The sequence below is a fragment of the Tahibacter amnicola genome (assembly GCF_025398735.1).
Lineage (GTDB): Bacteria > Pseudomonadota > Gammaproteobacteria > Xanthomonadales > Rhodanobacteraceae > Tahibacter > Tahibacter amnicola.
In genome coordinates this window covers 4,523,797-4,541,415 of the sequence record NZ_CP104694.1, presented here as the reverse complement: position 1 = coordinate 4,541,415, position 17,619 = coordinate 4,523,797, and the positions used below count along the sequence as shown (strand labels likewise).

Sequence of the window (17,619 nt, the reverse complement as noted above, 5' to 3'; positions counted from 1 at the left end):
TGCGTGACGCGCTCTAGTGCGCTGCGCCTTTCGCAGCAGGTGTCGAGGCACGGACCTTCGCGACATCTTCCTTGGTAACCCTTCCGCCGCCGTTTCCGAACGCCGCACTCTGCACGTACGTCAGGATGTTGGCGATTTCATCATCCGTGAACTGGCTCATCGGGGGCATTACCGAGTTGTAGTCTTTGCCGTTCACCTTGATTGGGCCGCTGAGGCCATTGAGGATGACCTTGATGCGTTCTTCGGGGCTCAGTGCCGAGTAATAGTCCGACTTGGTAATGGGCGGAAAAACGCCCGGCATGCCGGTACCGTCGTCTTTGTGACAAACCGAACAGGTGCCCGTGTAGATGGACTGGCCTGCCTTCACCTGTTCGCTTTCCGTGAGCGTACCGGCGGCAGCCGATGCGGTTGCGGCGGACACCGCCTCGAGACTCGCCACCTTCTCGCCGAGGTAGACCGAGTCCACTTCCTTGCCCGAGTAGATGGCCTTGTTCTCGGGGCCGTCGACCTTCAGCACGCCGAGCGCACCCTTGTTGAAGGCGCGGAAGATCGAATGGTCGACCAGCACGTAGCTGCCCGGTACTTCCAGGTGAAACTCGGCAATCATTGCGCCGCCGGCCGGCACGATCGTGGTCTGGACGTTTTCCTGGAAGCGCGTGCCACCCTCGTACCACACCTTGTCGAAGATCTCGCCGATCACGTGAAAACTGGAAACAAGGTTAGGGCCGCCGTTGCCCACGTACAGACGCACCTTCTCGCCCACCTTTGCCTTTATCGCCCGGTCGCCGGTCAGCGCGGTCTCGGATCCATTGAACAGCACATAGGTCGGGTGTTCATCGATGGCCTTCTGCATGTCAAACGCCTGAAGACCCTTCTCACGGAATTTTCCGACCGTGTAGAAGTCGCCCTGCATGACGTAATACTCCCGGTCAACGGGGGGCAGGCCTTCGGGCGGTTCGACCAGGATCAGGCCGTACATGCCGTTGGCCACGTGCATGCCGACCGGAGCGGTGGCACAGTGATAGACGTAGAGTCCCTGGTTGAGAGCCTTGAAGGTGAACTGCGAGCTGTGGCCTGGCGCCGTGAAACTCGATGCGGCACCGCCACCGGGACCTGTGACACCGTGCAGGTCGATATTGTGGGGCATCTTGGAGCTGGGATGGTTGCGCAGGTGGAATTCGACGGTGTCGCCGGTGCGCACGCGAATGAAGCTGCCCGGGACGGTTCCGCCGAAGGTCCAGAAGGTATAGGTCGCTCCCTCGCTGATCGGCAGTTCCTTTTCGACGACTTCCAGTTCGACGATGACCTTGGCCGGTTTGGTGCGGTTGGTCGGCGGCGGAACTTCCGGTGGACTGGTCAGGATGGCCTTGACCGGTTCACCTTGCGGCGGACCCAGATCGCCCTTGAGCGAACCGCCGGTATCGTCGGCGGTAGTGGGCGCAGCAACGGCGCGCGGGCTGTCGCAGCTCGACAATGCCAAGGGCAGGCCTAGCACGATGGCCAGGGCAATCATCAGGCGGTTCATGGCTATCCCCTCTGCTGAAAAACTGGAATGTGTCTGGGACAAGCCTGGGCCCTGCCGGACAGGCGCGCGTTGACCTGAGTCAATAGCAGACGCGGGTGATGGCGCGTTGTGGAAAACGATTGACTCGCATCAATTGCCGGCGCAGAAGCAAAAACGGCGGCATGTGGCCGCCTGCAAACGCGTTCTCTGTGCGTCGCCGCTACTGCTGCAACAACCAATGCAGCACGCCCAGCGGGTGGTGTGCGCGGGCAATGCTCAGCATGAGGCCGTAGACGCCCAGCGCGGCGACAAAACTGAGCAGTCGGGCGCGAGCCGTCTGCGCGCGTTTGAGTGCGAGTGCGCCGAACAGGATGTACGCCACCAGCAGGATGATCTTTGCCCACAGCCAGCCGTTCGCGAACAGCGCACCAGGCAGGATGGTCACCAGCATCAGCGCGGCGGTCAGCAGTACCGTATCGACGGTGTAGCTCAGATAGCGCACCGGAGCCGCCATGGCCAGGCGCTCCCGTCCAGCCTGGACCAGTACGCCGCGGAAGAGAAAGAGTAGTCCGCTGACCAGGACCGCTGCGATATGGACGAACTTGATCTGTGCGTAGAAAGCAATCATGGGGTGTCCTTCGTACCAGCACCAGGGCCCGCGGCGCAGGCGCGCCGCGGGCCCTGCGCTCAGCTCCTGACCGCCTGCAGCGCCGGTGTGCCGGCCGCCATGCGACGGGGCTTCACCCAGAGCCGGAAGACAAACCACGATAGCGCCAGGGCACCAACGCTGAAAATGGTGTCACCCGGTACGCGCATCCAGACCAGGAGGTCCACGATCGGCCGCTGCATGAATTCGGCCGAACGGGCGTAGACATAGCCGTGGTCAATCGCCGCAAGAAGTTGCATGACGCCCAACGGCAGCAGCGTCAGCAGTGCCATCAGGCTAAGGCCGATGTTGAGCGTCCAGAAGGCTATGCGCAGTGGGCGTGTATTCCATTCGACCTGGCCGCGCAACCCCCGCAGGCAGAACAGCATCAGTGCGATGCCGAGCATGCCGTAGACGCCGAACAATGCCGTGTGCCCGTGGAGTGGGGTGAGGTTCAGACCCTGCATGTAGTACAGCGACAGCGGTGGATTGATCAGGAAGCCGAACAGTCCGGCACCGACGAGATTCCAGAACGAGACTGCGACGAAGAAGAGAATTGGCCAGCGATAGCGGGCCATCCACGGCGTCGCGCGACCCATCTTCCAGGTGTGGTAAGCCTCGAAGCCGATGTAGGCCAGCGGCACCACTTCCAGCGCGCTGAAGCTGGCGCCCAATGCAACGACAGCCGTTGGCGTGCCGAGGAAATAGAGGTGGTGCAGGGTACCCAGCACGCCGCCAGCCATGAACACGATGGTCGCGAACAACACGCCTGCCGTGGCGGAACTGGCCTTGACCAGGCCGAGGCGCGTGAATATCAGCGCCATCACGGCGGTGGCAAACACTTCGAAGAAGCCTTCGACCCACAGGTGCACCAGCCACCAGCGCCAGTACTCGACTTCGGAAATATGCGTGTGTTCGTTCCACATCAGGCCTGCGCCGAAGAAGAGGCCGATCGCCACCGTCGAGAGGAACATCAGGCCGACCACCGCCTTGGATTCCGACGGCGGGCCGTGCAGTACCGGCCACAGGGCGCGGCCGACGAGCCCCAGCCAAAGCAGCAGGCCGACAAACAGGAACCACTGCCAGAACCGGCCGATGTCGGCGTATTCCCAGCCCTGGTGGCCGAACCAGAAGTTGTTGGCAAGGCCGAGCTTCTGCATCACCGCCAGCCACTGGCCTGCGAAGGCCCCGACCACAATGATCAGCAGACATCCGAACAACACATTGACGCCCAGCCGCTGGAACCGTGGCTCGTGGCCCGACAGTGCCGGTGCGATGTAAAGGCCCGTACCGAGCCAGGCTACCGCAATCCACAGCACCGCCAGCTGTGTGTGCCAGGTACGGGAAAGCGAATAGGGCAGCACGTTCGACAGCGCAAATCCGTAGGCATTCTGTCCTTCAACCTGGTAATGAGCCGTGATGGCGCCCATCAGGATCTGCACCAGGAACAACGCCAGCACGACCCAGAAATACTTGGCCGTGGCACGCATGGACGGGGTAATGCGCAGCGTGGCGAACGGGTCGCTGGCGGGCAGCCGGTGCGTGCCCTCGTCGCGGTCGTGCGATACAGCGTAGTGCCAGCCGAGTGCGGCAATGCCCGCGATCAGGAAGAGCACGCTGAAGGCCGACCAGGCCCACAAGGAGGCCGGCGGCGTGTTGTTCACCAGCGGCTCGCCGGGCCAGTTGTTCGTGTAGGTGACCTTGCTCGTCGTGCTGCGCTCGGTCGTCGCAGCCCAGGCCGTCCACCAGAAAAACGCCGCAAGATCGCGGCGGTGTTCGGCCGTGTCGACCGTGTTGTCCTTCATGGCATAGGCCTCGCGCAGCGACGCGGTGGCCGGATCATTGCCGAACAGGCTGATGTAGTGCGAAGCAACGTCCGCGACAGCGGCTGCGCGGTCGCGTGTGATCGTGATGGTGCCGGTCGAGGCGTCGTAGGTGTTCGTGCGCATCATGGCGGCCAGTCGCGCCTGGAGCCCGGCCTGCTGTTCGGTCGACAGCGATACGTAATTCTCTGCGCCGCTGTCACGCGCCCAGATCTCCAGTACACCGAGCGCTTCGCGATGCAAGCCGTCGGCGCTCCAGTCCGGCGCGACGTAGCCGCCGTGGCCCCAGATGGAACCCAGCTGCATGCCACCCATGGATTGCCAGACGGTACGGCCTCGCTCGATGTCGGCGCGGGTATAGATGACGGCACCGCCTTCGGCGGCCACTTTCTCGGGTACGGGCGGCGCAGCGCGGAAGATCTCGCCGCCGGCCCATAGCAGCACCGAGAACGACACGATCAGCAGGGCCGTAAGGCCCAGCCATAACTTGCGGACATTGCTCATGATCGTCTCCGATTACTCGGTGCCAGCGTGCGCTCCGACGAGACGGGCGGCACTGATCCAGGTCAGTTGCGACGCATTTGCGACAAAGGACCAGTGGCCTGCAGCCGAAGAATCGGGAGTGACTGGCGAAGGGCTGGTCGTGCTGGGCGTGGCTTCGGAGTGAGGGCTGTAGCAGCGCTACAGCCCGAATGAGAAGCACGTCCAGCGCGGCCAGAACGAGTCAGGCACTTCCGATTCGAGTGTTACAGGCCACCAGGCACGCCGATGCGCGTCAGACAGCGCGCGAGAACGTCGGCGCTGTCGACGCCGGTGTGGCGGTGAGGTATCGGTCAAAACACATGGCAATTGACCGCAGCAGAAGACGCCCTTGCGGCGTAACGCGAAAATTCCGGTCGGGACGCGTGATGAGACCATCGGCCACCAGCGGTGCCAGACTCTCCAGTGCGGCTCGGAAGTAGGTGTCGAAATCGATTCCGTAGCGGCGTTCCAGCGCGTTGGTGGGAATCTCGCCCTGGCACATCAGCCGCTGGATGAGATCGGCACGCAGCTGGTCATCTTCTGACAGGCGCATGCCGCGGACAACGGGCAGGCGTCCCGCGGCCAGCGCGGCTTCCCACGTGGGGATATCGCGGGGATTCTGGCTGAAAGTGTTTCCGATATGACTGATCGCGCTGACGCCCAGTCCGATGAGGTCGCTGTCGGCGTGCGTCGTATAGCCCATGAAATTGCGGTGCAATCCGCCGCGTGTCTGGGCCCGTGCCAATTCGTCGTCCGGCAAGGCGAAATGATCCATGCCGATGTAGACGTAACCTGCGTGCGTCAGCCGCGAAATCGCCAGTTGCAGCAGGCCGAGCTTTTCGTCCGGCGATGGCAGTTGGGCGGGGTCGATCTGCCGCTGCGCCTTGAACAATGCCGGCAGGTGCGCGTAGCTGTACACGGCCAGCCGGCCGGGGCGCGCCGCGATGATGGTGTCCAGCGTGCGCGAGAATCCTTCCGGCGTTTGCCGCGGCAACCCGTAGATCAGGTCCACGTTGACCGACCGCATGCCATTCCGACGGCAGGCGTCGATGATGGCGAGCGTCTCATCGACGCGCTGGATGCGATTGACGGCGACCTGGACGTCATGATCGAAATCCTGCACGCCCAGGCTCGCGCGATTGAATCCGATGTCCGCCAGCATCGCGATCTCGTCGGGCGTGACGTGGCGGGGATCGAGCTCGATGGAGATATCGCGGTCTTCTGCGGTCGAGAAATGGAACTGGCGTTGCAAGGTCCCGACGACGGCGCGCAGCTGGCCCGGCGACAGGAAATTGGGCGTGCCACCACCAAAATGCAGCTGGATGACTTCGCGGTCTGGATCAAACAAGGGGGCCGTCAGCGCGATCTCGCGCTCAAGGGAGGCCAGGTAAGGCTCCGCACGCTTCACGTCGCGGGTGATGACGCGGTTGCAGCCGCAGTAGAAGCATGGACTTGCACAGAATGGAACGTGGACATACAGAGAAAGGCGCCGGGGAATCGGATCGCCATTGCTGGCCGTGGCCGCCTGGCGCAGCTGCTCTTCGCCGAAAGCCGGGCTGAACTGTGGCGCTGTCGGATAGGAGGTATAGCGCGGCCCGGGCCGATCGTAGCGGCGCAGGAGATCGGTGGGGATGACGGGCGAGGTTTCCATGACCGCAGCCTAGGCCGCTCTGGCCGGGTCGACCTTGATACGGATCAAGCGGGATCTTCAGGTCAGGCCCCGTCGGACTGTGCCGCTTGTCGTGCTGTCCTGGCGTATCCATCCGGAGCGCTCGGAAGACCTGCTTCGCCTGGCACAGGGACTGGCCAGACCAGGGGCTGCGCACCTGCATCGTCGTTCGCGCGCCGCTGGCCCGTCTCGCCGGGTACACGACGGCGCTCCGTTCGCTGACCCAGGGACGGGCCGGCGCGGCGATGAGCTTCGACGGCTACGAAGAAGCTGTGCAGTCCTCGGCGGCCACTGATCGCTGAATCACAAAGGAGCCGGGCAATCCGGCTCCCTTTCACGGTGGTTGAATGCCGTAGTGGCGTTACGGATCGTTCGTGACGATGGACTATTTGCCGAAAGCGCGTGACGCGAAGTAACCCCGCGCACGCGCGACTTCTTCGGGTTTGGGCGCGTATTCAGTCCAGGGGTCGGAAGGGTGGTCTCTGAAACGCACGATGCCCTTGCCGGTGTCGAACTCGTAGTACTTGTAGGCTCCCCGCACATTGAAGAACGCGGCAGGTGCAAACAGCAGGATGTCGGCCGCAAGATGGCCGCCCTTGAAGGCCAGCGGGAGCACGCCATAGAACGGCTCGCCGTCCGCGGCAACGACCTTGAATGCGTAGTTGCCGAAGCTGGTTACCCGGAGTCGATGCGACGAGGGCAGGGCAACCTGGTGGTTGCGCAACGACAGTTCCGCGCCGGGCTGGCGCGAGGTGACGTGGCTGGTGGTGGCGCAGGCAGTGAGGGCGAAGCTGCAGGCGAGCAACGCGACAACGGAAAGTCGCTTCATCGGGGATTCCCCATGACGATGGAGTGGCTGGCTGGACGAACGCGGGAATAGGGTTCGAGGGTGATCAGGCGTGGCCGTGGCCCGTTGGTCGCGCCGGCGCAATCTGTCACTCCGGGCGGTAGAAAAGTTCCGTCATGGCCATGGCCGATGCCGTCACGGCGCGAGATCCGCAACAGGCGACCCTGCGGCTGGCCAACGCAAGATCCGGATGGTGGACAGCGCCTCCAATGGCGAGACTGCGAATACACCTTGCTACGGAGTTCCACCATGACGTATCGCATCCGCGGCCTGGAAACCGCACCGTTCTCCGCGCTATTTGGCCTGTCCGACGAGGCGCTGGCCGCACAGGGCGTGCGCCGCTATACCGTCGACCGCAAGGGGGCGTTTCCCGACCGGATCGAGCTGCGCGACCTTGAGCCGGGCGAGTCAGTGCTATTGCTGAATTTCACGCATTTGCCCGCTCGGAGCCCGTATCGCGCATCGCACGCCATCTACGTCAAGGAAGGGGCGGAGCACCCGTTTGACGCCGTGGGCGAGGTGCCGGAAGTGATGAAGGTGCGTCTGATTTCCCTGCGGGCCTACGACAAGGACGACTGGATGGTGGATGCCGATATCACCGAGGGGGAGCAGCTGCCGACGTTGATCAACCGCTTCTTCGCTGATGCACGCGTGGCGTACCTGCACGCGCACTACGCGCGCCGCGGCTGTTTTGCGGCCCGTATTGATCGCGTCTGACCGCTCTGGCGCGTCTGTGCGGTCGTTTCCGGGTGATACGATCCTGACTCTGGCGCCCTGTGCGCCGGCGCATCCTTTGTATCCATTCGGGAGTTCCGCATGTGGGATTTCCTCACGCGTCTGTTCGGCTGGCGTGCCCGCAGTGGCACTCCGAGAGGTGTTCATGCGCGTCGTCCTGGCGCGCGGGAGGCTTCGTCGGCGGCGGGGACGGTCGAGGATGCGGCCCTCGTCTATTTCCCCCGGGCACAGACACGTCTGCTCCTTTCCCTGGTGCAGCGGTCGGCGATTCGGCGGCCATGACCGGTAGTGCCGGTCGGAGCGATGATGACGTGGCAAAGCCATCGACCGAATCTGGCCAATGCGCTGATGACATAGTGTTCTCGTCGGACTTTTCGTCGACGTCGATTTCCGGTTGCAGCAGTGCTTCGGATTCTGGTTCCAGCAGCAGCTACAGCAGCGATTGAGTACAGAAGAGCACAAACTCCGCCATTTGTTGCGCCGCGGCCGTCCAGATCCGCCGCAGGCTGTGCCCTGGCGCGACGCTGAAACGCGCCGTCGCGCACAGTCCCGCAACCTTCTGCCACCCCCGCTGGCACTTTGACTGACGCCCCTGCGAATTACTGAGTGACTGGCCGGATGCCGGTTACAGAAGGGGGAGTCGTGCAGTCCATTCGCGTCTTCAATTCGCACCTGTCGGGGACATCGATGAAATGTCGAATCGCCATGCTGGCGCTGGCCGCCTGCATGCCTTTTGCCGTCTCTGGCGCTGACACGGTCGTCATCGGTGGCCGCAACAGCCAGACGGTGACGGTAAAGGGTTCCATCGTCAACAAGGCCAACAACGGCGGCAAAGCTGAAATCAGCATCGGCTCGGTCGTAGGCGCCACGATATCCGCGGGAAACACGCAGTCAGTGCAGGTTTCCGGTTCCATCGTCAACGAGGCGAACGGGCGCGGTTCCAAGTCGGAAATCAATATCGGGTCGGTAGTCGAGGAAGACGACTGAACCGGCGCGGCGGCGCTGGCCCCCACGCCGCGCAGTCTCGCAGGGGTCGTACGTTACGTAGAGGGAAAGTGCATGAACACGAAGAATCTGCTTGGAATGGTGGCCGTCGTTGCCCTGGCTTTCGCCGGTGCTGCCAATGCTGAAGTGAAGATCAAGGGGAAGAACGACCAGAGCGTGAAAGTGCAGGGTGCGGTGATCAACGCCGCCGTTGGTCCGAGCGCCACGGCCCGCCAGAACCTTTCGTCCAACAAGGGAAAGGTGGAAATTGGCGGTGACAACAAGCAGTCGACCGACGTCAAGGGTGCGGTGATCAACGCCGCCGTCGGCCCGATGTCCAAGGCCGAGCAGAACCTGTCGTCCAACGACGGAAACTGATAGACGCACAGTCGTGTGCCGGCGGGCCCGCCTTGTGGGTCCGCCGTTGCCGGGAGATGCCATGAAACGGCTCATAGTCACGGCCGCGGCGTTGGTCGCCGTTGCAGCGCTGCTGTCTTTGCGCGTGGCGCAGGCGCAGCAGAATGATGTCACGCCGCGCAAGGAGATTGACCCGTGGGACCGTGCGGCGGTCAATCAGGTCCAGGCCAAGCGATGGCTGGGCTTCGGCTCCACACAGCGAACTACGGACACCACCATGGTGCCGTCGGCGGTCGGCGCCAAGGTTTGCGTGACCAATGTCGGCACGACGCAGGCACCCAGCGGGCCGATGGCGCCGCGCTACGGTCCGCAGTCGGAGACGCGCAACGAGCGCATTGTTGTCGTGAATGGAAACGTGATCAATCTGTGCAAGTAGCATGACCTTGTCGGGGGCGGTGGGGTGGTGATGAAGGGTAGAGTCGTAGGGCTGATTGCGGCGGTGGCCGTGCTGGGCGGTTGTGTGGCGGCTGATCCTCGGCGCGACGTGCCGTTCTTTGAGCGCGTAGGCGTTGAAGACAGGCCCGTTGTCCAGGCGGAACGTTCGATTTCCGGATTCACCGACAGCCTGGCATGCATGGATGGGTTGCTGCGCGAGAGTCATCGCGGCACGACAATCATCACGAGCAAGAACATCCCCGACGCTTCCGGAAAGGTGTACGTTGCGACAAAGGAGATGATCGTGACGGCGCTGTCGGCGATGTCGCGCACGAGCGAGGCGTTCCGCTTTGTCGACTTCGAAGTGGATCCGCTGCGCCAGGACACGGTGCAGACCCTGAGCTCAATGTTGATTGGCGCCGGGCAGCTCGATGTTCCGAAGCCGCAGCTGTATGTGTCTGGCGCAATCAGCTATATGGACCAGAATGTGCTGGTCCGTCGACGCGGTATCGGAGTTGCCGGTGCCAACTACGAGTATGGCTATTCGCGCGACCTCATCGGCACCGCCTTCGGCATGGAATTGCACCTGGGCGATTTCAACACACGGACGCTACTGACGGGCGTCGATGCCGCCAACGAAATCGTGCTGGCAAACCAGGGATCGGGAATGGACCTGGGCGGCCGCATCCGCAAGAACGGCGTGCAGTTCAACATCGGTAACGATGTTTCGCAGGGTGTGGGACCAGCGGTTCGCACGCTGGTGGAGCTGGGACTTGTGGAGCTGGTGGGCAAGTGGGCGAAACTGCCGTACTGGCAGTGCCTGTCGTTGGATCAGGCCCATCCGGAATTCCAGCGCCAGCTGCACGACTGGTACCGCGCAATGGATATCGACGCACGCCTGGCGTTTTTCCGCAAAGCGCTGCACGGACGTGGATATCTTGCTGGTGGTGATTCGACCCATTACGACACGGCGCTGCGTGATGCCATCCAGCGCTTCCAGGCCGATCACGATCTGGTACCCAGCGGTGACCTCGGCTTCCAGACCTACGCCGAGCTTGCCAAGAACTATGTTCGTACGGATGGGCAGGGGCACTTCACGGCGGTGGGGCTGGACAACGCCGTCATCGATGAAGAAGGCCGACTGGACCCGGCGCTGGCTGGGCAGCCGCGTAACGGCGCGCAGCCGCTCGACACGCTGTCGCCGGCCGCTATTGCCGTGAAGTTGTCCCTGCCGCGCGCCGACCCGAACTTCCTCGTGGGCGAAACGTTGCAGCTGGGCATCAGTGTCGATCGCAGTTCCTGGGTCTATTGCTACTACCGCGACGTAGCCAACACCGTGGCCCAGATCTATCCAAATCCACGGCAGTTGGAGCAGCCTCTCCACGCCCGGCGGCTGGTACGCGTACCCGACCCGGCGGATCCACAGAGCTTTGTGATCGAGTTGACCAAGGCCGGGCAGGAGGCAGTGCTATGCGTGGCAAGTGACCGTGACGTCACCGCATCCTTGCCCGAGCCGTTGCGCGCAGCGCCGTTGACCCCGCTGCCATCCTGGACGCTGGAGAAGATCTCACAGTCCTTTGATGCGCTGGTCATTCCCGGCCTGGGGCGCCAGATGATCGAGTGGAAAGTGCAGAAGAAGCGCTGACTGAGGGGAACGCCATGCGGCTGCTGAAGAGCACGATTCTGGTATTGCTGGCGGGCCTCTTCGCTGCGGCTGCGGTCGCGGAGATCGTACCTTCGGCGGTGCCGCGTGATGCAGAGGAGACGCCTGCGGTGATCGTCGAGGTAGAGGCGGAGGCTGCGCCTGGAGTGCGTTCGCGTGGTATTCCTCGCCGGCTGCTTCAACAGGCCAATGGTGGCAATGTCGAGGCCATGCTGGCTGTCGCGCTGGCCTACTACCGTGGCGACCGGGTAACGCGCAGCTACGTGGAGGCAGCCCGTTGGCTGGATCAGGCGCGGCACCAGGGCGATTGGCGTGCGGCTGTCGCCTGGGGCTACCTGGCGTCGGAAGGGCGCGGCATGCCGCGCAATCCCGACGCGGCGCGCACGGTATTCTCCGGCGGGCAAGGCAGTGGTGTGGTGCGTGCCTGGTTGATGCAGGCGATGCTGGAGCGCAGCGGGTCGCGGCGCGGGCTGGACTGGCGCCAGCTGGTCGAGACCGGCGCGGAGCGGGGGATCCCTTCGCGCAGAACGAGCTGGGTATCTACTACCAGGGCCTAGGTCATTTCACGACCGCCGAGCTGTGGTTCCGGCTCGCTGCAGATCAGGGGCATGCACCGGCACTGGAGAATCTGGAACGGGTTGCAGTGTTCCGGGAGCGTGCCGCGCAGTCCGTCCGGGCCCTTCGGGATCGCGTGGCTGCTTCTGATCCGGTAGCGCAGTTCGAACTGGCCCGCCGCTATCACCGCGGAGAAGGGGTGCCGATTGACTATTCGGAGGCGATGCGCCTGTATCGCCTGTCTGCGCGACAGTCGTACAGCCCGGCGAAGGAGATGCTCGGTCTGATATTGAGCAAGCCCGATCCTGCGGAACCGCTGGGCGTGGCCGTTTCCTGGCTGCAGGAGTTGAGCATGGCGCGCGTGGCAGGTTCGAGCGGGGGACTGGAAGGTGTCGCAGCCCCGGCGCGTGAAGAGGACCTGCTGTCAGATCTGCTGCAATGGCGCGTCGGTACGGACATTGGCCGCCCGTTAGTTCCATGAGTCAGCGCCGCTGCGGCGCTGGTTTGTGACCGCCGGTAGCTGAGCCTGCCTTCTCCGGGCGGGAACGGGCGAGAGAAAATACCCATGGCCGCATGGCCAGAACCAGGCCCACATTGCGACGCGACGACGGTGCCAGGCCGGCGTCCAGTTCGGCCAGTTCGAGAAATTCCTGGGAAAGACGTTCAAGCCGGCGCCGGATGAGGACGCGCGAAGCCGGACCGAGCTCGCGCGTTTCGAGAAACAGCATTTCGTCGGTTCCCTCGAAGGACGAGTCGATAAACTCCCGCAGGGCGGCGTCGCCGTAGCGTCGTCGCACAGGACCCTGCCGGCGCCACACGACGTTGCGTGGTACCACCAGACGAACCCGATCCCCCGGCTCAAGAACGATCAGCCGAAGACGGTCGAGGTGGGCCAGCGCGCGGATGGTCTGTGCCTGGGTCAGCCCGTAGTGCGCGCGGATATCGGCGGATTTCCATCCGGCGAGGAGCAGGTGGAATACCAGCATCAGCGTTTCGTCGTCGGCGAGTGCCTGTTCCTGCGCGAGCGTGAGCTGCGACGTGCGCTCGCTGCGTTGCCGCGCGAGCTTGGCCAGGTCGAGAAAGTCCAGTTCCGCCATGGCACAGACGCGGCCCAGCCGTTCCAGACTGAAGTCGCCGCGGGAAAACAGCCGCTTGATCGATGGCTCGGAGAGCTCAAGCGCCTTGGCGACCTGTGCGTAGGTGATCCCGCGTGCCCGCAGTGCCTGCTTGAGCGCATCCAGCAGGCGGCGCGAAATGTCGGTGCGGTCCATGAGTGCCTCCGAACGATCGGTATCATCGTACGATACTTCGCCAGAAGGTGTTGAAACAGCGGCGCCTGCGACGGATCGTGGTCTCACCCAACGCCGGAGAGATCACCGTGAATGCTCGTTCGGAAGGCTTGCTGGTCAATGACCGGCACAGTGCGCTCAATGCGTCGTGTCCAGCCTGGGTCGAGTGTCCCGCTGGACCGGTGGCTCTGCGACGCTCGCTGGCCCGGTTTCGCCGGTCTGGAATGACAGTCTCCGTCGCAGGCGGACGACATGCCATGGGTGGCCAGCAGTTCTGCGACGGCGGTGGCTTGTTGGACATGACACGCCATGCCCGTGTGCTCGATCACGATTCGCAGCGTGGGCTGATCGAAGTGGAAGCCGGCATCCGTTGGCCAGCGCTCCACCAGTGGTTGACGATGCGCCGTCGTGGCGACGGGCAGGGATGGTGTATCCGACAGAAACAGAGTGGCGCTGACGACTTCACATTGGGCGGCTCTCTCTCGGCGAACGCGCACGGACGGGGCCTGGATTTCGCGCCGCTGGTGCAGGACATCGAAGCGTTCCGGCTGATACTTCCCGATGGTACCTCTGTGGATGTGGATCGCAGCCGGTACCCCGGACTGTTCGCTGCCGCTATCGGTGGATACGGCCTGCTGGGTGTCGTCGACACCGTGACGTTGCGATTGGCGCGTCGCTGCAAACTCGAACGGCGCGTGCGCCTGCTGGACGTTGACCTGGTGCCCGCAGCATTCGAGGCAGAGGTGGCCAGCGGAAGCCTTTATGGCGACTTCCAGTTTTCGATCGATCCTTCGGACGAAACGTTTCTGCGACACGGCGTGTTCGCGTGTTACCGGCCCCTCCCGGACGAGGCACTGATGCCTGAGCCGGCCGTTGCACTGAACGATGCGCTGTGGCGCGAACTGATGCGCCTGGCTCACGTGGACAAACGCGAGGCGTTCCGGCGTTACTGCGCGTTCTACGAGCGCACGGATGGCCAGCGCTATGCCTCCGATGACCATCAGTTTGGCATCTATCCCGACGGATACCACGCCGAGCTTGATCGCGCATTGGGCCACTGCGGCTCAGAGATGATCACCGAACTGTACGTCCCGGCGCCGGCGCTGCCGCTGTTCCTGTCACGCGCAGCGGATGTACTGCGGCCTGGAAGGGCGGATGTGATCTATGGGACGGTACGACGCATTCGCGCCGACCGGGAAACACTGCTGGCGTGGGCGCGCGAGGATTTCCTGTGCGTCGTGTTCAACCTGCACGTGCGACACGATCCGGCGGGTATCGCAGTGGCCCGTGATGTGTTTCGATCCCTGATTGACGAGGCGCTGGATCTGGGGGGCAGCTACTACCTGACGTACCACGGCTACGCGTCGGCGACGCAGGTGCGTCGCGCATATCCACAGATGGAGCGCTTTCTGGCGCTCAAGCGTGAGATCGATCCGCGCCGCCAGTTCTGCAGCGATTGGTTTCGCCGGTTGTCGGCGACACGGGTGGAAACGGGTGAGCCATGAGCATGACGGCCCGCCTGGTGGCGCTGGGCGTTCACTATGAAGATCGCGCCGGACGCGCGTTGCAGCTGCCGGATGCGACGCGCGCCTTTGCGGAGGCGGTGACGCCGTCCATCCTCGCCACTCGCGCCCTGCGACAAACACTCGGTTGGATGGAAGGCCTGGTGCTGCCAGGCATCGCCGCTCACTACGTGGCGAGGAAGGCGTGGATCTGGCGCGTGGCCGAGGCGGCTGTCCGGAAAGGGTTTGCGCGTGCGGTGATCCTGGCGCCGGGTTTCGATGGCCTTGGCGTGGCGCTGCATCAATGCGGCGTACAGGTGACCGAGCTGGTGCATCCCGATGAGGTTCATCCGCGAAGGCGATTGCTCGGCAAGGATAGCCCGATCGAGGTGCGTCCAGCGGACCTCGCGCGGGGGTTTTCCGACGTTGCTGATGTACTGCGTAACACGAGCGATACCCTCTGGATTGCCGAGGCCGTCCTGATGTACCTGCCAGCGGAGGCGGTTGCGCGCTTGCTGCGGTCTGTGGCGGACGTAAGCGGTGCGCAGATGCTGGTGTTCAGTGCAATGACCTCGGAATGCCGGGGCGCGGTGGGATTCGAGGGGCAATCGCGCTGGGTCAACCGGTTGCTTCGCCTGAGTGGCGAGCCGTTCCGATGGTCGTTGCCGGACACGTGCGTGCGTGCCTGTGCGCGACAGCATGGATACGTTGCTGCTTTGGTGGATGGGGTAGCGTCTGGCGGTCGATGCAAAGGTGAGTCCCTGTTCTGCTTCGAACGGGCAGGGGCACGGTTGGCCGCTGATTGAACCGCAAGCGATGACGGAGGTCATTCCACGTATTGCCGCGATTGGGAGAGACGGATGTGGACCAGCCGTACGACGACAGTGGGCGCGGGGCGGGTACTGGGTTGTGGCCTCTTTCGACAGTCGCGTGCAATGACCTTTGCCGAGGTGATCCAAAGCTGGGCGGTGGACGCGGCATTCCGGCAGTACTGGATTGACACGTTGCTCGGCACGCCGTGGCCCGCATGGTGCCTGGAGCTTCCCGCGCTATCGGCCAACGTGCTGCACGCACCGTTCGAATGTGTGATGGTCGACAGCCCGCGTCTGGCAAACACCTGCGCAGACAGCCATCCGTTCCGGGACCAGTTTCGCCACGGTGTGGATTGTGTCGCGTTCGACAGCCTGGCGAAGGACGCCTGCTTGATCGCCCCGTGTCCGCGCCAGCGCGGCGTTGACTACGCGCACCTGGCCGGATTTCTGCGCACGGCGGACGAGCGGACTGCGCAGGCACTCTGGGTAGCTGTCGCCGCGGCATTCGCTTCGCGATGCGGCCCGCGTCCACTATGGCTCAGCACCGCCGGGCTTGGCGTCGCCTGGTTGCATGTCCGACTGGATTGGCGGCCGAAGTATTACCGCTTCGCTGCCTATGCCGATCCGGACTACCTCAATTCCGCTCGTTGATACTGTTGTCGCTGGCGGCCCCGCTCTCGCTTGCCAGCAGGACGCCGCCCCAGGAGGCGGGATCGGCGTCCACGACGGTCTGGGAGAACGTCCACACATGGCCGCCGATATCGACGGCCGTATATTGGCGCTCGCCGTAGGGGTACGTGTTTGCTTCTGCAATGACGCGCGCACCCTGCTCCAGGGCATGCGCCAGGTGGGCATCGACGTCGATGACGCGGACCATGACTGAATGCGCCGTGGGCATTTCCGTCGCGGATGCCGGGCGGCTGGCGACCACCACGGCGCCGTCCCCTACGGACAGCTGGATCCGATGATCCCCGATCCGCAGTCGCTCCACGAACCCAAATGCCTGGCATAGCCACCGCGCCGCTTCATTGACGTTGGCGTAGTGCAGGACAGGAACGACCGTGACGGCCGGCAGGGACCGGTTGGGCGATGCTGGACCGATCAGATGAGTCGTCATGCGCCTGCCTCCGCTGCTTCAGGCGGATCCTAGTGTGCCGGCCGATTGCATGCCAGCGCGTCCGGCGTGCAGCGCGCGAAATGTGCCGGATGCTTGCCCGCCAAATGCCACTCCGCCGGCGGTTCCCCGCCATTTTCCGAGTCGCTTGCCGCGTATGATCACGGCCCCAGTCTGATGAGGTCGATATGCTCACGATGATGCCCATACTGGCGGTGCTCGCCGGCGCTACGCCGGCGACACCGCCCGAGAATACGATTCCACCGTCCTGGAGCCAGCCACACAAGCCATTCCGGGTGCACGGCGATACGTACTATGTGGGATCGCAGGGTCTGACGGCACTGCTGATCACCTCGCCAAAGGGGCATGTGTTGATCGACGTTCCCATGGCGGAGAATGCGGACCTGATCGAGGCCAATATCCGCTCGCTGGGCTTCAAGATCGAAGACGTACGGATTGTGCTCAACTCGCACGCGCACCACGACCACGCCGGTGGTATCGCGAAGCTGGTGAGGGATAGCGGTGCGGTCGTCCATGCGAGTGCGCATTCCGCCGTACTTCTGAAATCCGGCGGTGATGACGCCAGTGATCCCCAGCACGGCCTGGCCGCGACGTTTCCCGCTGTTTCGCCGGTCAGCGTGGTTGCTGACGGCGAGACGATCCGGATCGGGCCGAATGCTTTCACCGCGCACGCCACGCCGGGCCACACACCGGGTAGCACCACCTGGACCTGGCAAAGCTGCGAAGGGGAACAGTGTCTTGAGATGGTCTACGCCGACAGCCTGACGGCAATGGGCGCCCCCTCGTATCGCTACGGCGATCCGGCACATCCCCATCGCGTGGCCGACTTCCGTCGGGGGCTGGAAATGCTGAAGAACCTGCCGTGTGACCTGTTGATCACGCCTCATCCAGAAGCGAGTGGATTCTTCGAACGAATCGCGCGCAAGGACCGTGGAGAGCCGGAGGCATTGCATGCTGCCGGTGCCTGTCGTTCCTATGCAGAGGGCGCAGCGGACCGGCTGGAGAAGCGTCTGGCCGACGAGCAGAAATCGGCCGGCGCTATGCCGTGAAGGGCTTCTGATCACCCATTCACGACTGGTGTTGCCGGGGCCCGGTCCCCTGTCTGGCGGGCATCCGCCATCATGAAAAACGCCGGCCACCC

The 17,619-nt window shown here is 63.8% G+C and carries 20 protein-coding genes; 13 read left to right on the top strand and 7 right to left on the bottom strand.

The window, feature by feature from the left end; all coding sequences use genetic code 11:
• Positions 1-13: 13 nt before the first annotated feature.
• The 3 genes from nirK to N4264_RS17700 form a co-directional block, all read right to left on the bottom strand.
• Positions 14-1,525 carry a copper-containing nitrite reductase gene (nirK, locus tag N4264_RS17710; protein ID WP_261693563.1) on the bottom strand — a complete coding sequence of 504 codons (1,512 nt, stop codon included), beginning with the start codon at positions 1,523-1,525 and terminating at the stop codon, positions 14-16.
• A gap of 199 nt (positions 1,526-1,724) precedes the next feature.
• Entirely contained in the window at positions 1,725-2,132 is a 408-nt protein-coding gene (locus N4264_RS17705; protein ID WP_261693562.1) for a SirB2 family protein, read from the bottom strand.
• 59 nt (positions 2,133-2,191) lie between these two features.
• Complete coding sequence (locus N4264_RS17700; protein WP_261693561.1) at positions 2,192-4,477, bottom strand: nitric-oxide reductase large subunit; 2,286 nt, start codon at positions 4,475-4,477, stop codon at positions 2,192-2,194.
• Between N4264_RS17700 and N4264_RS17695 the strand changes: the two genes are divergently transcribed.
• Positions 4,476-4,640, top strand: coding sequence for a hypothetical protein (locus tag N4264_RS17695; RefSeq protein WP_261693560.1), 165 nt, complete (start codon positions 4,476-4,478; stop codon positions 4,638-4,640). The genes N4264_RS17700 and N4264_RS17695 overlap by 2 nt on opposite strands.
• A 108-nt stretch (positions 4,641-4,748) precedes the next feature.
• Here N4264_RS17695 and hemN read toward each other — a convergent pair whose 3' ends face one another.
• On the bottom strand, positions 4,749-6,146 hold the full coding sequence (gene hemN, locus N4264_RS17690) for an oxygen-independent coproporphyrinogen III oxidase (RefSeq protein WP_261693559.1): 1,398 nt from the start codon (positions 6,144-6,146) through the stop codon (positions 4,749-4,751).
• Positions 6,147-6,232: 86 nt separating this feature from the next.
• Here hemN and N4264_RS17685 point away from each other — a divergent pair, with 86 nt between their 5' ends.
• Positions 6,233-6,466 (top strand): hypothetical protein, encoded by a 234-nt coding sequence (locus tag N4264_RS17685; protein WP_425508283.1) that lies wholly within the window; start codon positions 6,233-6,235, stop codon positions 6,464-6,466.
• Between the two features lie 83 nt (positions 6,467-6,549).
• Here N4264_RS17685 and N4264_RS17680 read toward each other — a convergent pair whose 3' ends face one another.
• A complete protein-coding gene (locus tag N4264_RS17680; protein WP_261693558.1) occupies positions 6,550-6,993 on the bottom strand; it encodes a hypothetical protein in 444 nt (147 codons plus the stop codon).
• A gap of 267 nt (positions 6,994-7,260) precedes the next feature.
• Here N4264_RS17680 and N4264_RS17675 point away from each other — a divergent pair, with 267 nt between their 5' ends.
• From N4264_RS17675 to N4264_RS17645, 7 genes are all read left to right on the top strand, one after another.
• Entirely contained in the window at positions 7,261-7,728 is a 468-nt protein-coding gene (locus N4264_RS17675) for a DUF1203 domain-containing protein (RefSeq protein WP_261693557.1), read from the top strand.
• 705 nt (positions 7,729-8,433) lie between these two features.
• On the top strand, positions 8,434-8,733 hold the full coding sequence (locus N4264_RS17670; protein WP_261693556.1) for a hypothetical protein: 300 nt from the start codon (positions 8,434-8,436) through the stop codon (positions 8,731-8,733).
• 72 nt (positions 8,734-8,805) lie between these two features.
• Entirely contained in the window at positions 8,806-9,108 is a 303-nt protein-coding gene (locus N4264_RS17665; protein ID WP_261693555.1) for a hypothetical protein, read from the top strand.
• Between the two features lie 61 nt (positions 9,109-9,169).
• A complete protein-coding gene (locus N4264_RS17660) occupies positions 9,170-9,523 on the top strand; it encodes a hypothetical protein (RefSeq protein ID WP_261693554.1) in 354 nt (117 codons plus the stop codon).
• A gap of 30 nt (positions 9,524-9,553) precedes the next feature.
• On the top strand, positions 9,554-11,167 hold the full coding sequence (locus tag N4264_RS17655) for a DUF4384 domain-containing protein (protein ID WP_261693553.1): 1,614 nt from the start codon (positions 9,554-9,556) through the stop codon (positions 11,165-11,167).
• A 14-nt stretch (positions 11,168-11,181) separates the two neighbouring features.
• On the top strand, positions 11,182-11,742 hold the full coding sequence (locus N4264_RS17650) for a tetratricopeptide repeat protein (RefSeq protein ID WP_261693552.1): 561 nt from the start codon (positions 11,182-11,184) through the stop codon (positions 11,740-11,742).
• Positions 11,743-11,876: 134 nt separating this feature from the next.
• The gene (locus N4264_RS17645) at positions 11,877-12,221 is read left to right on the top strand and encodes a tetratricopeptide repeat protein (protein WP_261693551.1); all 345 of its coding nucleotides are present in this window, start codon (positions 11,877-11,879) and stop codon (positions 12,219-12,221) included.
• Position 12,222: 1 nt separating this feature from the next.
• Here the strand turns inward: N4264_RS17645 and N4264_RS17640 are convergent, their stop codons facing one another.
• Positions 12,223-13,011 (bottom strand): helix-turn-helix domain-containing protein, encoded by a 789-nt coding sequence (locus N4264_RS17640; RefSeq protein ID WP_261693550.1) that lies wholly within the window; start codon positions 13,009-13,011, stop codon positions 12,223-12,225.
• Between the two features lie 107 nt (positions 13,012-13,118).
• Here N4264_RS17640 and N4264_RS17635 point away from each other — a divergent pair, with 107 nt between their 5' ends.
• From N4264_RS17635 to N4264_RS17625, 3 genes are read left to right on the top strand one after another with little or no spacing between them, the layout of a single operon-like run.
• Complete coding sequence (locus N4264_RS17635) at positions 13,119-14,534, top strand: FAD-binding protein (protein ID WP_261693549.1); 1,416 nt, start codon at positions 13,119-13,121, stop codon at positions 14,532-14,534.
• Positions 14,531-15,337 (top strand): class I SAM-dependent methyltransferase, encoded by an 807-nt coding sequence (locus N4264_RS17630; protein ID WP_261693548.1) that lies wholly within the window; start codon positions 14,531-14,533, stop codon positions 15,335-15,337. Before N4264_RS17635 ends, N4264_RS17630 begins: the two co-directional genes overlap by 4 nt.
• A gap of 54 nt (positions 15,338-15,391) precedes the next feature.
• A complete protein-coding gene (locus tag N4264_RS17625; RefSeq protein WP_261693547.1) occupies positions 15,392-15,994 on the top strand; it encodes a DUF6940 family protein in 603 nt (200 codons plus the stop codon).
• Here the strand turns inward: N4264_RS17625 and N4264_RS17620 are convergent.
• Entirely contained in the window at positions 15,978-16,460 is a 483-nt protein-coding gene (locus N4264_RS17620) for a VOC family protein (RefSeq protein WP_261693546.1), read from the bottom strand. The genes N4264_RS17625 and N4264_RS17620 overlap by 17 nt on opposite strands.
• 185 nt (positions 16,461-16,645) lie before the next feature.
• On the opposite strand from N4264_RS17620, the gene bla reads away from it, so the two are divergent.
• The gene (gene bla / locus N4264_RS17615; protein ID WP_261693545.1) at positions 16,646-17,527 is read left to right on the top strand and encodes a subclass B3 metallo-beta-lactamase; all 882 of its coding nucleotides are present in this window, start codon (positions 16,646-16,648) and stop codon (positions 17,525-17,527) included.
• The last annotated feature ends 92 nt before the right edge of the window (positions 17,528-17,619 follow it).

Bases quoted from the DNA above. Each gene is read 5' to 3' on its own strand.
- nirK (WP_261693563.1), bottom strand. From the start codon at position 1,525: ATGAACCGCCTGATGATTGCCCTGGCCATCGTGCTAGGCCTGCCCTTG.
- N4264_RS17705 (WP_261693562.1), bottom strand. From the start codon at position 2,132: ATGATTGCTTTCTACGCACAGATCAAGTTCGTCCATATCGCAGCGGTC.
- N4264_RS17695 (WP_261693560.1), top strand. From the start codon at position 4,476: ATGATCGTCTCCGATTACTCGGTGCCAGCGTGCGCTCCGACGAGACGG.
- N4264_RS17700 (WP_261693561.1), bottom strand. From the start codon at position 4,477: ATGAGCAATGTCCGCAAGTTATGGCTGGGCCTTACGGCCCTGCTGATC.
- hemN (WP_261693559.1), bottom strand. From the start codon at position 6,146: ATGGAAACCTCGCCCGTCATCCCCACCGATCTCCTGCGCCGCTACGAT.
- N4264_RS17680 (WP_261693558.1), bottom strand. From the start codon at position 6,993: ATGAAGCGACTTTCCGTTGTCGCGTTGCTCGCCTGCAGCTTCGCCCTC.
- N4264_RS17675 (WP_261693557.1), top strand. From the start codon at position 7,261: ATGACGTATCGCATCCGCGGCCTGGAAACCGCACCGTTCTCCGCGCTA.
- N4264_RS17670 (WP_261693556.1), top strand. From the start codon at position 8,434: ATGAAATGTCGAATCGCCATGCTGGCGCTGGCCGCCTGCATGCCTTTT.
- N4264_RS17665 (WP_261693555.1), top strand. From the start codon at position 8,806: ATGAACACGAAGAATCTGCTTGGAATGGTGGCCGTCGTTGCCCTGGCT.
- N4264_RS17660 (WP_261693554.1), top strand. From the start codon at position 9,170: ATGAAACGGCTCATAGTCACGGCCGCGGCGTTGGTCGCCGTTGCAGCG.
- N4264_RS17655 (WP_261693553.1), top strand. From the start codon at position 9,554: ATGAAGGGTAGAGTCGTAGGGCTGATTGCGGCGGTGGCCGTGCTGGGC.
- N4264_RS17650 (WP_261693552.1), top strand. From the start codon at position 11,182: ATGCGGCTGCTGAAGAGCACGATTCTGGTATTGCTGGCGGGCCTCTTC.
- N4264_RS17640 (WP_261693550.1), bottom strand. From the start codon at position 13,011: ATGGACCGCACCGACATTTCGCGCCGCCTGCTGGATGCGCTCAAGCAG.
- N4264_RS17630 (WP_261693548.1), top strand. From the start codon at position 14,531: ATGAGCATGACGGCCCGCCTGGTGGCGCTGGGCGTTCACTATGAAGAT.
- N4264_RS17625 (WP_261693547.1), top strand. From the start codon at position 15,392: ATGTGGACCAGCCGTACGACGACAGTGGGCGCGGGGCGGGTACTGGGT.
- N4264_RS17620 (WP_261693546.1), bottom strand. From the start codon at position 16,460: ATGACGACTCATCTGATCGGTCCAGCATCGCCCAACCGGTCCCTGCCG.
- bla (WP_261693545.1), top strand. From the start codon at position 16,646: ATGCTCACGATGATGCCCATACTGGCGGTGCTCGCCGGCGCTACGCCG.